The sequence below is a fragment of the Martinezella tropici genome, assembly GCF_008370325.1.
Classification (GTDB): Bacteria; Pseudomonadota; Alphaproteobacteria; order Rhizobiales; family Rhizobiaceae; genus Rhizobium; species Rhizobium tropici_B.
On sequence record NZ_VNIP01000011.1, the window covers coordinates 274,505 to 290,161 of the forward strand.

15 protein-coding genes are annotated in these 15,657 nt (G+C 60.8%); 5 read left to right on the forward strand and 10 right to left on the reverse strand.

Features of this window, described 5'->3' with window-relative positions:
• Nucleotides 1–146 precede the first annotated feature (146 nt).
• Nucleotides 147–488, reverse strand: coding sequence for a hypothetical protein (locus FP026_RS22240; RefSeq protein WP_149636759.1), 342 nt, complete (start codon nt 486–488; stop codon nt 147–149).
• 291 nt (nt 489–779) lie between these two features.
• On the opposite strand from FP026_RS22240, the gene FP026_RS22245 reads away from it, so the two are divergent.
• The 5 genes from FP026_RS22245 (at nt 780) to FP026_RS22265 (ending at nt 9,240) form a co-directional block, all read left to right on the forward strand.
• Nucleotides 780–3,536: a DUF2339 domain-containing protein gene (locus FP026_RS22245; RefSeq protein WP_432444140.1), complete on the forward strand. Its 2,757-nt coding sequence runs from the start codon at nt 780–782 to the stop codon at nt 3,534–3,536.
• A 70-nt stretch (nt 3,537–3,606) separates the two neighbouring features.
• Nucleotides 3,607–4,260: an HD domain-containing protein gene (locus FP026_RS22250; protein ID WP_432444141.1), complete on the forward strand. Its 654-nt coding sequence runs from the start codon at nt 3,607–3,609 to the stop codon at nt 4,258–4,260.
• 9 nt (nt 4,261–4,269) lie between these two features.
• Nucleotides 4,270–5,118 (forward strand): MOSC domain-containing protein, encoded by an 849-nt coding sequence (locus FP026_RS22255; protein WP_149636761.1) that lies wholly within the window; start codon nt 4,270–4,272, stop codon nt 5,116–5,118.
• Between the two features lie 122 nt (nt 5,119–5,240).
• Nucleotides 5,241–8,486: an adenylate/guanylate cyclase domain-containing protein gene (locus FP026_RS22260; protein ID WP_149636762.1), complete on the forward strand. Its 3,246-nt coding sequence runs from the start codon at nt 5,241–5,243 to the stop codon at nt 8,484–8,486.
• 73 nt (nt 8,487–8,559) lie between these two features.
• Complete coding sequence (locus FP026_RS22265) at nt 8,560–9,240, forward strand: peroxiredoxin-like family protein (protein WP_149636763.1); 681 nt, start codon at nt 8,560–8,562, stop codon at nt 9,238–9,240.
• Nucleotides 9,241–9,313: 73 nt separating this feature from the next.
• Here the strand turns inward: FP026_RS22265 and recO are convergent, their stop codons facing one another.
• The 9 genes from recO to FP026_RS22310 form a co-directional block, all read right to left on the reverse strand.
• The gene (gene recO, locus FP026_RS22270; protein WP_149636764.1) at nt 9,314–10,093 is read right to left on the reverse strand and encodes a DNA repair protein RecO; all 780 of its coding nucleotides are present in this window, start codon (nt 10,091–10,093) and stop codon (nt 9,314–9,316) included.
• A gap of 58 nt (nt 10,094–10,151) precedes the next feature.
• A complete protein-coding gene (locus tag FP026_RS22275) occupies nt 10,152–10,661 on the reverse strand; it encodes a response regulator (protein ID WP_246665409.1) in 510 nt (169 codons plus the stop codon).
• A gap of 191 nt (nt 10,662–10,852) precedes the next feature.
• Nucleotides 10,853–11,608, reverse strand: coding sequence for a Crp/Fnr family transcriptional regulator (locus FP026_RS22280; RefSeq protein WP_149636765.1), 756 nt, complete (start codon nt 11,606–11,608; stop codon nt 10,853–10,855).
• Between the two features lie 84 nt (nt 11,609–11,692).
• Complete coding sequence (gene era / locus FP026_RS22285; protein ID WP_149636766.1) at nt 11,693–12,637, reverse strand: GTPase Era; 945 nt, start codon at nt 12,635–12,637, stop codon at nt 11,693–11,695.
• A gap of 21 nt (nt 12,638–12,658) precedes the next feature.
• Nucleotides 12,659–13,378 carry a ribonuclease III gene (gene rnc, locus FP026_RS22290; RefSeq protein ID WP_149636767.1) on the reverse strand — a complete coding sequence of 240 codons (720 nt, stop codon included), beginning with the start codon at nt 13,376–13,378 and terminating at the stop codon, nt 12,659–12,661.
• The gene (gene lepB / locus FP026_RS22295; RefSeq protein ID WP_149636768.1) at nt 13,375–14,121 is read right to left on the reverse strand and encodes a signal peptidase I; all 747 of its coding nucleotides are present in this window, start codon (nt 14,119–14,121) and stop codon (nt 13,375–13,377) included. The genes rnc and lepB overlap by 4 nt, the downstream gene beginning before the upstream one ends.
• Before the next feature lie 114 nt (nt 14,122–14,235).
• Nucleotides 14,236–14,640: a holo-ACP synthase gene (gene acpS, locus FP026_RS22300; RefSeq protein ID WP_149636769.1), complete on the reverse strand. Its 405-nt coding sequence runs from the start codon at nt 14,638–14,640 to the stop codon at nt 14,236–14,238.
• A 40-nt stretch (nt 14,641–14,680) separates the two neighbouring features.
• Nucleotides 14,681–15,268, reverse strand: a complete 588-nt coding sequence (locus FP026_RS22305; protein ID WP_149636770.1) for a DUF2062 domain-containing protein — start codon at nt 15,266–15,268, stop codon at nt 14,681–14,683.
• Nucleotides 15,269–15,487: 219 nt separating this feature from the next.
• The gene (locus tag FP026_RS22310; protein ID WP_149636771.1) at nt 15,488–15,637 is read right to left on the reverse strand and encodes a DUF3563 family protein; all 150 of its coding nucleotides are present in this window, start codon (nt 15,635–15,637) and stop codon (nt 15,488–15,490) included.
• Nucleotides 15,638–15,657: the final 20 nt, after the last annotated feature.

The following is a 15,657-nucleotide window of genomic DNA, read 5'->3' on the forward strand; positions in this document are numbered from 1 at the left end:
AGACCCTCCCTGTTCAGCTTCGCGCTAGCCCAACGCGATGACAGGCACGAGTGTTCCGGCGATCGGGAAAATGAACTTACTTCAAAACGATAAGGCGACCTGCCGGCATCCGGCAGGTCGCCAATATCATTGGACAAAAGCGCTTGTCAGGCCGCTACGCTATCGACGTTATACTGACCGTAGGTGCTGTTGTAGGCATCCATCGGCGACAACAGGTCCAGATCGAAAGCAACGCTGGATTCCGGCGATTTGGCGGTGGAGGCCACATCGGCGCTCGGCAACTGCATGAGCTTGGCCATCAGGCCGCCCAATGCGCTGTTCGAACCATCCATGGCATTCCCTTCGGCATTATCCGTTTCGAGAATACCGGGACGCTCGTCTGCTTCGCGCTCCCCGCGGCTCAGGACGCCATCATCGTTCGAATCGAGGCGCGAGAGCGTGCCGCGATACGGATAAGCGCTGCCGGATACGGAAGAAACATGGGACATACAAACCTCCTTTGGTAGGAGCCGCCTCATGCGACGTCGTTTGCACGCAATACATTCAGGGTTAAACTACGAAATGCTCTTAAGCTGCTTCGCGCTGTCGGTAAAGACAAATTGTTAATGGGTATTAACCATAGTTTTTAAGCGGTAAATCCATGTTTCCTAATATCTCCTCTGCACCCTGGCGTGAGGATGTTGGGCATAATCCCCTGGAATCATAGGCGAATCTGACTATTCATCCTTACCGCGCGAGCTGTTTCGTATATTGTGCGACCGATCGCCCGTGGAGAGGATATGATGGAATTGCTACCGCTCGTCATCCTGATCGTCGGCATTCTGGTGCTGCGAGGCCACAACCTCAGGATAAAGCAGCTGGAAGCGCGCGTTCAGGAGCTGCAAAATGCCCTTGCCGGCAAGATGCTGACCGAGGATGGGGGCGAATCGATTCCTATGCAGCACTCGATGGTTCATGCTGTGGCGCAGCCTGGCGACGACGAGGGGCAAGCGATAATCGACGCTGGATCGGCCGCCGACATCGGGGAGCCCGCCGACGCGCGCAGCATCGCCGATACATTCGAGGAAGATCCCGCGCCCGTTGCTGGCCAGACACCCGTCCAGGCGAAGGAAAGCCTGGAGAGCACGATCGGCGCACGCTGGGCGGTCTGGGTCGGCGGCATCGCGCTGGCGTTCGGCGGCATCTTCATGGTCAAATATTCGATCGAAAGCGGCCTTCTCAGCCCCGGCGTCCGGCTCTCCCTTGCGGCGCTCTTCGGCCTTTTCCTGATTGCCGCGGGCGAAGTGATCCGCCGCCGCGTCGCACCGGTGCTGAACAACACCTTCCAGAATGCAATGATCCCCGGCGTGCTGACGGCAGCCGGCGTCGTCGCCCTGTTCGGCTCCACCTATGCGGCCCATGGCATCTATGGCTTCATCGGGCCGGCCACAGCCTTCACGCTGCTCGCTTTGATCTCGCTCGCCACACTCGGACTCTCGCTGTTGCATGGACAGGCACTGGCGGGTCTCGGCCTGCTTGCCTCGATGGTCACCCCAGCCCTGATCGCGTCGACCGCGCCGCGACCCTGGATCCTATTCGGTTACCTCGTTCTGACGTGGCTCGCAACCCTGCTTGCCTCGCGGCTGCGCCGATGGCTGATCGCACCATCCCTTGCCAACGCGCTGCTCAGCATCTGGCCCCTGCTCTACATCTCCAATAGCCGGGTTGTGGATCTCACGCCGGTTACGCTTTCGATGCTGGCCATGATCGGCGGCACCATCTTCCTCTGGCCGGGACGCTACCGGACCGCCGCGACAACGGCAGATGACGCGGCAGCTCAGACGGATGGCAATCCGCCACAGCCTCGCAGCGCCGGCGGCTGGGGCGCTTTCCTTGCCCGACCGCCGCTCGGCATGACGCTGACGGCAACGATTGGCGCCCTTACCGTGGCCCTCTGCTTGCTGGGTAACGGCCTTCTCTATGGATATCCGATCGTAGACACCGTGTTCATGTTCGCCGCGATCGTCGCGGCAGTGGCCGCCTTCGGCGCTGGCCGGCTGCATGCAGCCTGGGCGGCGATCCTCTCTGCCGTCGTCGCCATCGTCGGCGTATTCGGCCTCCTGACGAACTGGATCTATGGCCTCGAGCCCAGCATCGTCGACGCGCTGGCACGCATGCAAAGCATTGTGATCTACGAAGCGCTCGGCCTCGGGGCAATCTTCGTGTTGATCGGCACCTTCTTTTTGCGGCGCTTTGCCGAGGGCGAAAAACCCTTTGCCGCGCTGTGGAGCCTGATCATGACCGCCGTTCCGCTGGCGATCGCCACGATCAGCTTCGTCAACTTCGGCAACTGGACGCTCGACTGGCTGCATGGCCTTTATGGCATCGGGCTCGCTGTTGCGCTGATCGCGCTAGCCGAATGGCAATTTCGCCGCGAAGGCGAGGCGCAAGATCTGCCGACCAACATCCTCGCCGCCGGCTCTTTTGCCGCCGGCGTCTTTGCCCTTCACACGCTGACGCATCACGCCAACGCCACGATCCTCCTGCCGGTTCTCGGCATCGTCTATCTACTGGCGGGACGCCTGCGCGATTGGCCCGTTCTTCCGTGGACGATGGTTGCCGCGCTGATCATCACCATCGGGCGCATCGCCTGGCAGCCGACGATCGTCGATCCGGCGGAGCTCGGCACGACGCCGGTCTTCAACATGCTGCTCGCCGGCTACGGCATTCCGGCGGCCCTTGCCGCCTTTGCGGCCTTCATCATTCGTCACTCGCCAAGCCTGCGGCTGCGCAATGCCTTGCAAGCTCTTGCCTGCTTCCTCGTGCTGCTGACCATTGCCATCCTCGTGCGCCATGCGATGAACGGAGGGGTCCTGAACGACGCGGTTCCGACACTCGGCGAGCAATCGATCTACACGCTGCTGGCAATCGGCGCTTCCGCGACGCTGATGGCGCTCGATCTGAGCGCGGCAAGTCCGGTCTTCCGCTATGGCGGCATGGCGCTCGGCGTCATTTCAGTCGTCATGATCCTGACCTTGCATCTGCTGGGGTTGAACCCGTTCGTAACGGGCGAGAGCACAGGCCGGATCCCGCTCTTCAATCTGCTGCTGCTTGCCTATTTTTTGCCTGGCGTCGCCTATGGCGGACTGGCGCTCTATGCACGCAACCGACGGCCCCTGCCCTATGTCAGCATGCTGGCCGTCGCAGCATCCGTCATGGCCTTCGCATGGGCGACATTGTCGGTGCGCCGTTTCTGGCAGGGCGAATATATTCCCTTCTGGAACGGCTTCATCCAGGGCGAGCTCTATTCCTATTCCGTCGTCTGGCTGCTGATCGGCATTGCGCTTCTCGGGCTTGGCGCCCGCTTCGAGGCACGCAGCCTGCGCATCGCCTCGGCGGCACTGGTCTTCATCGCCGTCGTCAAGGCTTTCCTGATCGATATGGCAAACCTCGAAGGCTTCCTGCGGGCGCTATCCTTCATCGGCCTCGGCGCCGTATTGATCGGCATCGGCCTGTTCTATCAGAAGATCCTGACGCGCAAGAAAGCGGCGGAGTGATTGCCGCGAATCCTTCAACCCGATAGGACGAGGGAACCTGCCGACAGACCAATCCGGAGCGACTGCGAACATGGATACCGACAAGATGGCGCAGGCCTTTGCCCCGTTCGAGGCACTGGCTGCAGATCTCATTCCTCACGCCGCCGATGGCGACGACGGTTCGCACGATATCGCCCATATCCTGCGCGTCTTCCGCAACGCCATGGCCATTCAGGCCGAGGAAGGCGGCAACGCGCGGATACTCGCCGCCGCAGTCCTGTTGCATGATTGCGTTGCCGTCGAAAAGAACTCGCCGCATCGGGCACAGGCGTCGCGGCTTGCCGCCGAGAAGGCTTCGGGCGTTCTGCGGCAGCTTGGATGGGCCGACGAGGATATTGCGGCTGCGGCGCATGCAATCACCACGCATAGTTTTTCCGCCAACCTGCCGCCGGAAACGCTCGAAGCGAAGATCCTGCAGGATGCCGACCGGCTCGATGCGATCGGCATGGTCGGCGCTGCCCGGTGTTTCTACATTGCCGGGCGTCTCGGCTCCAGCCTGTACGACCCGTTCGACCCGCTGGCAAGCGAGCGGCCGCTGGACGACAAGCGCTTCGCCATTGACCATTTCGAGACAAAGCTGTTCAAACTGGCGGATGGATTCCAGACGGAGACCGGGGCCAGGTTTGCCGGAGCAAGGCATGACCGGCTGAAGACCGTGCTGGCAATGTTCATCGACGAAATCTGAGGGCTATCCATGCGCATCAGCGATCTTTTCATCTATCCCCTCAAGAGCGCGCGCGGCATCGCCATTCCGTCAGCCGCCATCGACGCTTTCGGTCTTGCGGGGGATCGTCGCGCCATGCTGGTCGACCTTTCGGGCCATTTCATCACCCAGCGCGAGCTGCAGGCGCTGGCCCGGATCGATATCCAACCGGCGCCTTCCTATATGCGCCTGAAGATGGAAGGCAAGACTGACATCATCGTGCCGCCGCCCCATCCCGACAATCGCATGGATATCGTCGTCTGGAAATCTAACGTCAGCGCCTCCGTTGCCGACGAGGAAACCAATAAGGCCCTGTCGGCCTGGCTGGATCGCGAGGTCAGGATGGTGTTCTTCGACAGGCTCGCGAAGCGCATCGCCAACCCGGAATGGGCGGGCGAGGATACGCCTGTTACGTTTTCCGATGGCTACCAGATTCTGGTCACCACCACCGGCTCGCTGAAGGCGCTCAACGCCAATCTTGCCGCTCACGGCGAAGGCGCCGTCGGCATGGAGCGTTTCCGTCCGAATATCGTCATCGATATCGATGAGGAATGGCCGGAGGATCGCTGGGCGGCAATCGAGATTGGCGGCATTCACCTCGATCTCGTCAAGCCCTGCTCGCGCTGCATCATGACGACGCAGGACCAGCAGACCGGCTCGCGCGACGTGCCGAACCCGATGCCAGCCATGGGCCGCATCCGCATGTCGGCCGACCGCCGCGTCCCCGGCCCGCTCTTCGGCTGGAACGCCGTGCCGCGTGGCGAAGGCTCGGTGAAGATCGGCGATACGGTGACCGTGCTCGAGGAGCGGCCAGAGGGGTGGGCTCTCAAGCGGCGATAGTCGTTCCACCGTTTGTTTAGCTTGCGGACCTAACGCAGCAGGCGCATGCTTATCGCTCGTTTTGAACCCGTCGGTTGCGACTAAGATGGCCGTGACGCGCGGGCTTGCGCGAGGTGCGTCCGATGGAGTGCGCCGGCTGCGGTTTCGATATTCAGAGCGGCTTTGCTTTCTGTCCACGATGCGGAGCAAGGCAGCCTATCTCTTGTGCCGCGTGCGGCTATCCCTGCCAGCCTGACTTTGCCTTCTGCCCTCGATGCGGCGCTGCGGTTTCCGACAAGGCCCAACCCGTTGCCAAGCCGGCCATCAAGACTGCGCCGGCGAAATCCGAGGACGATGCCGATCGGCGGCCGGTAACCGTGCTTTTTGCGGATCTCTGCGGCTTTACGACACTGAGCGAGCAGATCGACCCCGAAGTCATGCGGATGCTGCAGAACGAATTGTTCGAAGAGATGACCCAGGCAGTCGAGGCCTATGGCGGCTTCGTCGACAAGTTCGTCGGCGATGCGCTGCTGGCACTGTTCGGCGCGCCGGTTGCCCATGAAGACGATCCGGTGCGGGCACTGAATGCAGCACTCGACATGATCGAGCGGGCGACGCAGGTCGGCGAGCGCTGGCAACCGCGTGCCGGCGTGCCGCTGCGGCTGCATATCGGCATCAACAGCGGTCCCGTCGTCACCGGCGGCTTCGGTGCCGTCAGCACCAAATCCTATTCCGTGACAGGCGACACGGTGAATACCGCCCAACGGCTGCAATCCATGGCCGGCGAAAACGATATCCTTGTCGGACCGCTGACCTATCGCCTCACCCGCCATGCCTTCGCCTTTGATAATCTCGGCGCCCAAGCCTTACGCGGCAAAAGCGGCAATGTGCTTGTCCATCGGCTGACGGGACAGCTGGAGGCGCCGCACACGGCGCGCGGGCTCGAAAGTTTCGGCCTCCAGGCACCGATGATCGGACGGGATACGGAACTGTCGCGGCTTTTGACCTGCCTCGAACTTGCCTGCGGCGGTGCGGCACAACTTGTCCGCCTCATCGGCGAAGCGGGTATCGGCAAGTCACGGCTTGCCAGCGAGTTCATCGGCATTGCCGGCGATACGGCCCGCTTTCCCGGCCTCGCCATCCGCAAGGCGACCTGCTCTCCTCTCGGCGAACAGTCTTATGGGACGCTTGCCGCGGTCGTACGCAGCGCCTACGGCATCGGCGAGCGCGACAATCTCGACAGGATGCGACAATTGCTGGCGGCGGGATTCCGCGCGCTCGATCTCACGCAGGAGGATATCGACGGGCTTCTGCCGCTTTTCCTGCATGTTCTCGGCCTGGGTGACCCCGACGGAGCGTTGCGGCACATCGAGCCGGAGCAATTACGACGGCAGATCTTCTATGCGGTCCGCACCGTCTTCGAGCGGCGGCTGGCGCAAGGTCCCCTGCTTCTCGTCATCGAGGATCTGCATTGGGCCGATGCCGCCTCGCTGGAAGTGCTTCGCTTCATGATGGATCGGCTGGAACGCAGCCGACTGATGCTACTTGCGATCTACCGGCCGACATCGCAGATCGATCCGCTGGATTCCAATCGGGTCAGCGTCACGGTGCAGCGTCTCAGCCCACTCGTCGCAGCCGACGGACGGAAGTTGCTCGCCGCCTTTTTCGGCGAGAGCCATGGCAAGCTGCCGGTTGCGATGTGTCAGCGCATCCTCGATCGAGCCGGCGGCAATCCTCTCTTCATCGAAGAGATCCTTCGGGGATTGATCGACATGGGCAGGCTGCACAATGACGGTCAGCGCTGGCTAGTTGCGGCGGAAGACACGGATGTCGATATTCCGGTCAATCTGCAGGCCCTGCTGCTTGCCCGTGTCGATCGTCTGCCGCCGGAGATCAGACGGTTGGCGCAGGAGGCGGCGGTGGTCGGCCCGAAGTTCGACACCGCTCTGCTCCGCACCATCGCCACCGACCCGGCTGCCATCGACGCCGCATTGGACTATCTCTGCGACGCCAATATCGTCGAGGAATTACGCGGGCCGGATGCCGGTGCCTCACCCACCTATCGTTTCAGCCAGTCCCTGCTGCACGATGTCATCTACCATAATCTCCTGTTGCAGCGGCGCATGGAGCTTCATCACCGGATCGGCCGGGTTCTGGAGCGCCAATATGGCTCGGCGCCGGATCGGCCCGAGCATTTGACGCAGCTCGGCCATCACTTCAGCTTGACCACCGAGAAGGCCAAGGGAGCCACCTATCTGATGGCGGCGGGCGATCTGGCACGCATGACCTACGCCAATGACGATGCGATGCGACTCTACCGTCAGGCACTTGCCGCCTTCGCAGACGAGCGCGAGGTGACGTCGGAGCAATTGGCGCTTCTGGAGCGTCTTGCCGATCTCTGCGGTCCTGCCGGTCTCCGCGACGCTGCCCTGAACCATTATCAGCGAGCGCTTGCGATCCACCGCAAGAGAGACGATCGGATCGCTGCCGCGAGAATATTACGAAAAATCGGCCGACTGCACCTCGATGCGGGCCGCCGAGACCTAGCGGAGACGCATTGCGCCGAGGCCGAAGCCTTGATCGCTGCGATCGACGCACCGGTCGAACACGCGCATCTCCTGCAGGAGCGCGGCCATCTGGCCTTCCGCATGGGCGACCAGGCCGCGGCCGCCGAATGGGCGACGCAGGCCCTGCAACGGCTGGAAACGCTCCCCATCGACGGAACGACCGAGGTCGGACGGGAGGCGGCGCGCGCCATGGCCGAAGCGCTGAATACCAAGGGCGCGGCACTTGCGCGCCTCGGCCGCCGCCGCGATGCCGTGCAGGAAGTGGAGCGCAGCCTCACCGTTGCCGAAAAGGCCGATCTGCAAAGTGCTGCCTGTCGCGCCTATTCCAACCTCGGCGTACTCTACACCATCGTGGATCCGGCTCACGCCATCAAGATCTGCCGGCGCGGGCTTGAGGTCGCGACCCGCATCGGCGATCTCGGCTTCCAGGCGCGCCTTCTCGCCAATCTCGCCGTTTCCTGCTGTACCTTTACCGACCGCTGCGCCGCCGAAGGCGTGCCGGCGGCGGAGAAGGCGGTGGAAATCGATCGAGCGCTCGATCAGCGTGATCATCTCTCCGTACCGCTGATCGTCCTCGGACAGATTCATCAATGCCATGGGCAGCCGAAGCTAGCTCGTAAGTATTACGAGGAAGCCCTTGAGGTTGCGAAGGAAATTGATGAGCCGCAACTGCTTTTTCCGTGCTATGATGGTTTGGCGACACTGAGCCTTGAGCAAGACGACATGGACGAGGCGGAACGGTATTTCACGTTGGCACAGGATGTGTGCATCCGCCACAACCTCGATCCAGGCACGCTCGTCGTATTGCCGTTTCTCGACTGACCGTCTTCGTTATGACGGTCTCAGGAGATAGGTTGGGAGAACCGATTCAAACACATAAAGGGAGGAACGAAACATGCAGGAGAACCACACCGAAAGACCATTGCAGCCGGGAGATCGCGCGCCGAATGTCGTGCTGGATGCGATCACTCGCCAGGGCAAGATCGCCATCGACGATTTTCGCGGCCAGAGGCCGGTGCTTGTGGGATTGTTCCGAGGACTGCACTGTCCCTTCTGCCGCCGGCAGATCGCCGCGATGTCCGAACTCACCGGGGCTCTGCAGGAGAAAGGCATCGACAGCCTGACCGTCGTCAACACACCGATCGAACGCGCCCGGCTGTATTTCCGGTACCATCCGCTTCCCAACCTGCTGGCTGCTTCCGATCCGGAGCGGGTATCGCACAGGGCCTTCGGCCTGCCGAATGTGCAGTTCACCGAAGATGAGACAGACTGGCCGCGCAAGGTCGGTATGAATGCGGTGCGATCGATGCGCGTCGACATGCCGGGCGAACTTCCCCAGCCGATGGATCCGATGGCAGCGACAGAATTCCTCGACAAGGCGGACGGATATGAATTCACGCAGGACGACAAACAGATGATTGCCACCGGCGAAGGCCAGCTCGTCGGCGAATTCCTGCTCGATCGGGATGGCGTCATCCGTTGGTGTTTCACGGAAGTCGAAGAAGCCGGCCGTCATATGTTCGGCATTCCCGCCCCGCGAGAGGTGATGTCGGCGGCGTCGAACATGGCTGTTTGAAGCGAGCGGTCTTTCCGCTTGGAATCATGCCTTGAGCATGATCTTGCTTGCTACGCACTTACGGGATCATGCTCTATATTTTGGCGGCAGCGGCCGGCCGCTCCTGCGGTATTTCCAAGGATGCCGCATTCAATGCCTTCATCGCGGCCTGAATAAAGCCCTCGCGCGCCGCGGCGATCTCTATGCCGCGCGGTTCGTAGACATGGCGATGCAGGAAGAAGCCGGTCAGTCGAAAGGCCGCCGCGAGGCTCTCCGTATCCGCGGCGACCAAGGCTCCCGTCGATAGAAACGGCGGCAGCGCCAGCATCTTGTCCGCCCAAGGCATGCCGGCCGCACGGCAGACGGCACGCCCGCTCTTCGGCGAAACGAAAGCCAAGTCCTCACGCACGCCGGTTGCCGCGCATTCGGTCAGATCGAGGCCGAAGCCCAGATCGTTCAACACGGCAAGTTCAAAGCGCACGAAAAGCTCACCGGCATCGGCGGGATTCTGCAGGTTCTCGAGGATCACGTCGAGCGCATCGTAGAGATGCGGATGCGGGTCCCGCTCCGGCAGCAGCCGCAGCAAAGCGGCCATCGCCTGGACGCCATAGACGGCGGTCGCAGTCTCCATCAGCCGCGCGGCCCGGAGCGTAACCGGCTCCATGCGAAACTCGCCAAGATGCTCATGCAGCCTTGCCCGCCAGGTTACCTCGACGAGATTACCGGCCTGCAGCACCGGCTGCATGGCGCGCGAACGGCCTGATCGCACCAGCCCCATATGGCGCCCGCGGACACGCGTCATCACCTCGGCGATGACGCTGGTCTCGCCGAGGCGCTTGACGCCCAGGATGATTGCATGGTCCTGCCATTGCATTGGCCGGCTGCCCCGAAAGATTTTTGCGATTCGAGTTTAAGGCAAATGCCCGCCGCTGTCACATGGCATCGGAGCCGCCGGCCGCCAATGTCCGGACAAAGAGGCGCATGGATTGCTCATCGAAAGGTTTGTTCAAAAGCGGCACATGCCGCAGATCTGCCGGGAAATCGAGCGTGTCGGAATAACCGCTGACAAAACCAAAGGAGATGCCGCGATCCATCAACAATCGGGCAAAACCGAAGCTTGTCGACTCCCCGAGGTTCACGTCCAGCATCGCAAAATCATAATGTTCGGAATGAACAGCGTTGACCGCCTGTTCCAGATTTGAAGCAATCTCAATCTGTTGAATTCCCACGAGACGAAGAATTTCCTCCGCCTCCATGGCAATAATGAGATTGTCTTCCAGAATAAGGACGCGCTGAAACGTCATATCAGCGCCATCCTTGCATGCGCGCGCCAGTTGGCGCTCCCCGTAAAAAGTCCCACATCTATCCCTCCGGTGCCAATCATCGGCCCGTATTGAATGAATGGTTTTTCCCATCCGTAATGGCTTAGTCTCTTGCAACATGACCTTGCCTCCAACCCGCTTCGCACTTTTTGCACTGCGGTACTATGGGCTCGTTGACGTGCTCCAATCGCTTTTGCCGCCGGGGTTAGTAAAAGGTGAAACTGGTGGAAAAGTGACGGTGAAAATAATCTATGCTGATACACTTACCGTCAGCATTTAAAAAAGACATGCTGCTTTGCATCGAGAATAACTCAGATGAAGGGACGCTTGCCCGAATCAAGTCCGTCCCAGCCGGCTAGTGCCGCAAGCCCTTCCCCATCCAGAACCTCGCAGCCTCGCTCCTGCCAGAGAAGCAATCCTCGTGCAGCCAGCTTTTTCAATGTCTTATTGGTGTGAACAACGGAGAGGCCGAGCGTATCCGCCACATGCTGCTGCGTGACGGGAATGACCTTGCTGCCATCGAAGAGGCGAAGCGCTTTGGCGCGCTGGTGCAGGTACGCGATCAGATAGGCTGCGCGCTCGACCGCGGACCTGCGTCCGATGCTCAGGAGATGTTCATCCAGAATCCGCTCTTCCCTTGCAGCAATCCACGTGAGGTCGAAGGCGAGTGAGGCGTGCAAATTGTATAGCGTCATCAATTCGGTGCGCTCGAAAACGCAGAGCGATACCGGCGACAGCGCTTCGGTCGAGTGCTGCATCTCTCCCATGATCGAACCCTGCAGCCCGATGAGGTCGCCGGGCATTACATAGTTGAGGATCTGGCGCCGGCCGTCCTCCAGCGTTTTGTAGCGAAAACCCCACCCCGACAGGATGGTGAAGAGATGGGCACTGTGAGCACCTTCGAGGAAAATCGTGGCGCCGGCATCGACAAGAAGCTCGCCCTTCTTGAAAGTGCTTATAAAATTCAGTTCATCGCGGTCGAATTCACGAAAATGCGGCAGAGACCGCAATGGACAGTGGTGACATGGTGTTCGCTGTCCATGCATCGTCGCAACCGCTTTCGCCATGAAACGCTCCCTGAATGGCAGCGGCGTGGGCGCCACGCCCGACAAGCCGCTGCATTATAAAGCACTCATGAAAGCAAAGCTCCATTAACGCGGGAAGTCCAGCCCCATCTCCCGGAAACGCTCGGGATCATCTCCCCAGTTCTCGCGGACCTTGATGAAGAGGAAAAGATGTACCGGCTGCTCCAGGATCTCGGAGAGTTCCTTGCGCGATGCGGTCGAAATCGCCTTGATCGTCTCGCCGCCCTTGCCGAGCGCAATCTTCTTCTGGCTTTCGCGCTCGACGTAGATCACCTGTTCGATGCGCACCGAACCGTCCTTGCGCTCCTCCCACTTTTCCGTCTCGACATGCGAGGAATAGGGAAGCTCCTGATGCAGGCGCAGAAACAGCTTTTCACGGGTGATTTCGGCGGCAAGCTGCCGCATCGGCAGATCCGAAATCTGATCCTCGGGATAGTACCAGGGCCCTTCCGGCAAGGTGTTCGCCAAATAGTCCATGACATCGTCACAGCCGGAGCCGTTTTCTGCCGAGATCATGAAGGTCTGATCGAAGGCAATCTTCTCATTGGCGGCGGCGGCAAGCGCCAGCAGATCCTCGCGGCGAACGCGGTCGATCTTGTTCAAGACCAGGATCTTCGGCTGCGACACCTCTTTCAGCCCTTCCAGAATCGCTTCGGCGTCGCCGCGCAAACCACGCTCGCTGTCGATCAGCAGCATGATGAGATCGGCATCCTTGGCGCCGCCCCAGGCAGACGTCACCATCGCGCGGTCGAGACGGCGGCGCGGCTTGAAGATGCCGGGCGTATCCATGAAGACGATCTGCGCATTGTTATGAATGGCGATGCCGCGCACGATCGCGCGCGTCGTCTGCACCTTGTGGCTGACGATCGAGACCTTCGCGCCCACGAGCCGGTTGACCAGCGTCGACTTGCCGGCATTGGTGGGGCCTATAAGAGCCACGAAGCCCGAATGCGTCGGGCCGATATGTTCAACCGCGCCGTCCTCGGCGGGCGTGTCCTGCTGATTGTTCATTTTTCCATTAATCCCCGGCAGTCACTTCCCAGTCAACTGAGGCTGCCATACGCCTTCACGCTCCAGGATCCGCGTCGCCGCCACTTGTTCGGCCGCACGCTTGGAGCGTTCAATTCCTGTCTCGGGCGTCGTTCCCTTCACTTCCACCGTCACGGTGAAGCGTGGATCATGATCCGGTCCGCTGCGATCATCAACCCTGTAGACCGGGGTGACGCCGAATTTCGCATGCGCCCATTCCTGCAGTTCCGTCTTGGCGTCGCGCCTTGCGCCTTCCGGCCTGATGGCACGACGCTCCCAAAACCGCAGGATGAACTTGCGGGCGACTTCGAGCCCGCCATCCAGATAGAGCGCGGCAATCAGGCTCTCGACGACATCGGCGCGCACGTTGAGCATGCGCTTGCCCGTCAGCTTTTTCACGTCGGCGCCGGTGCGGATGTAAAGATGCAGCTCCATCTCGTCGGCGACTTCGGCGCAGGTGTCCGCGCTGACGAGCTGGTTGAGGCGAACCGAAAGCTCGCCTTCCGTCGCGGCACCGAAGGTCTTGAACAGCAGCTCGGCGATGCACAGGCCGAGAACCCGGTCGCCGAGAAATTCCAACCGCTCGTAATTGCCCGTCTTGTGCGTGCGTGCGCTGGCATGGGTCAGCGCACGGTCGAGACGCTCCTTCTCGGCGAATTCATGACCTATCGCAACCTCAAGCTTCGTACGATCCGCCTGGGAGAGCGCCTGCGCCTTCGTCATTCGACAACCTTGAAGAGGCGATCCCAACGCATGTTGGTCGGCCATTTCCAGACTTCGCGGAACGAGGTGTCATGGCCCAGCGAGAAGAAGATGACGCTGGCGCGGCCGATGAGGTTTTCGGCCGGCACATAGCCGACGTCGAAGCGGCTGTCGTCGGAATTGTCGCGGTTGTCGCCCATCATGAAGTAATGACCGGCCGGCACGACGTATTCCTGGGTATTGTCGCCACGGGAATTGGGCGAAAGATCCAGTGTGTCATAGACCTTGCCGCTATCCGGCAGACGCTCGCTATAGACGGGGATGTTGTCGCCCGGCTCCTGGCTGTAGTCCGACGAGAACGCGCCATGCGGCTCGCGCGGAACGGCCTGGCCGTTGATGTAGAGGATATCATTCTTGACCTGAATGCGGTCGCCCGGCAGGCCGATCACGCGCTTGATGTAATCGACGTCGGGATTCGGCGGGAAACGGAACACGACCACGTCGCCACGCCTCGGCTCGCTGCCCAAAATACGGCCGCTGAAGAGATCCGGCGAGAACGGCAGCGAATATTTCGAATAACCGTAGGCGAATTTGTTGACGAAGATATAGTCTCCGACAAGAAGCGTCGGCATCATCGAACCGGACGGGATGGTAAACGGCTGAAAGAGAACCGTACGGATGATCATGGCCAGGACGAGCGCCTGTACGATGACCTTGATGTTTTCCCACAGGGCGTTCTGCTGTTTTACGGCTTTCTCGGACACGCAGTCTTATTCCTTTTTCGCACCCCACCGGCGCACTTGCTTTCAGGCACTGTCTACTCGCTTCATATCATTGCGGCAATGGCGCGGATGCCAAAAGCGACACATGGCTGTGATTCAACCATCCATCGGCAATGCCTCGATGATCACAAAAGCCTGAGCAAGAGGAAAATCATCGGTTATCGTCAAATGAATGGCGGCGCGATGATTTGGCGGCAGCATGGACGCCAGTCTCTCGGCCGCCCCGCCGGTCAATTGCATCGTCGGCTTGCCGCTCCGCAGATTGACGACGCCCATGTCGCGCCAGAAGACGCCTTGCGCCAGGCCGGTGCCCAACGCCTTGGAACAGGCTTCCTTGGCGGCAAAGCGCTTGGCATAGGAGGCCGCCTTGTTCTTGCGGGCTTCGGACTTGGCCCGCTCGATGTCGGTAAAGCAGCGGTCGGTGAACCGGGCGCCGAAACGCTCGATCGTCTTCTCCACCCGGCGGATGTCGATGAGATCACTGCCTATGCCGATAATCATGGGAAGGCCCTCCTGGCGGCCGGGGCGATGTCAGGCGCCGTCAGACGCTCGATGCGTTTTCGGCAAGCGCCAGCCGCTCGCGGGCGCGCTCCATCAGGCGTTCCTTGCGACGCGTCTTGAAGGTCTTCACGCCATAATAGGTGAGCGCATAGACGATCACGCCCGTCACGATCGCCGGCGGAATGCCGCCGATCAGCATCGGCTTCAAAACCGGGTCCCAGATTTGCGTGAGATCGCCCTTGTGCCACAGCGCCGGCAAATCGATGCTGCCACCCTGACCGCCGCTGTCACGCGCCAGGATCAAATGGCCGATTTCCCAGGTGAAGGCCCAAATGAAGGGGTAGGTAATGGGATTGCCGGCCGCCAGACAGCCGAGCGCCGACGCGATGACGTTGCCGCCGACCAGATAGGCGATGATGATCGCCATGATGAAATGCACGCCGATGAAAGGCGTCCACGACACCACGATACCAGCGGCAAAACCGGCCGCAACGGAATGCGGCGAGGCGGCAAGGCGAACGAGGCGCTTACCGAAATATTGGAACGAGCGGACGAAACCCTTGCGGGGCCATAGGTGCTCCCGCAGTTTTTCCTTGAGTGTCAGTGGTTTTCGGCGACGAAATAGCATGCGGCTTATCTAGTGCAATGGGGGCCGTCGTGACAAGACCGGCCTTGCGTATCACACACCGATTAAGAACCGAAAGTGCGGCCCTTTTTGGAACGCCACCTGCTCAGGATGCAGAAAATGGACGTTCTCTCGTTTGCGGGAAGCAATCCCGCGAGATCGGGATGCTCCAAGGGCGCAACAATGACGCGCCCCTCCTGGTCTTTTAAGTATTAACGGCTGTTAGCGCTGACGGAACAGACCGCGGTCGACCTGACGCTGACGATATTCAAGGTCAAAACGGTCGTGCGAGCCATTCAGGTAAGCCATTTCGCGCTCTTCGACACTCGGAACACGCAGGGCGCGAGCGATTCTCTTGATCGGGCTAAACATTGTCTTCTCTCATCTCTGTT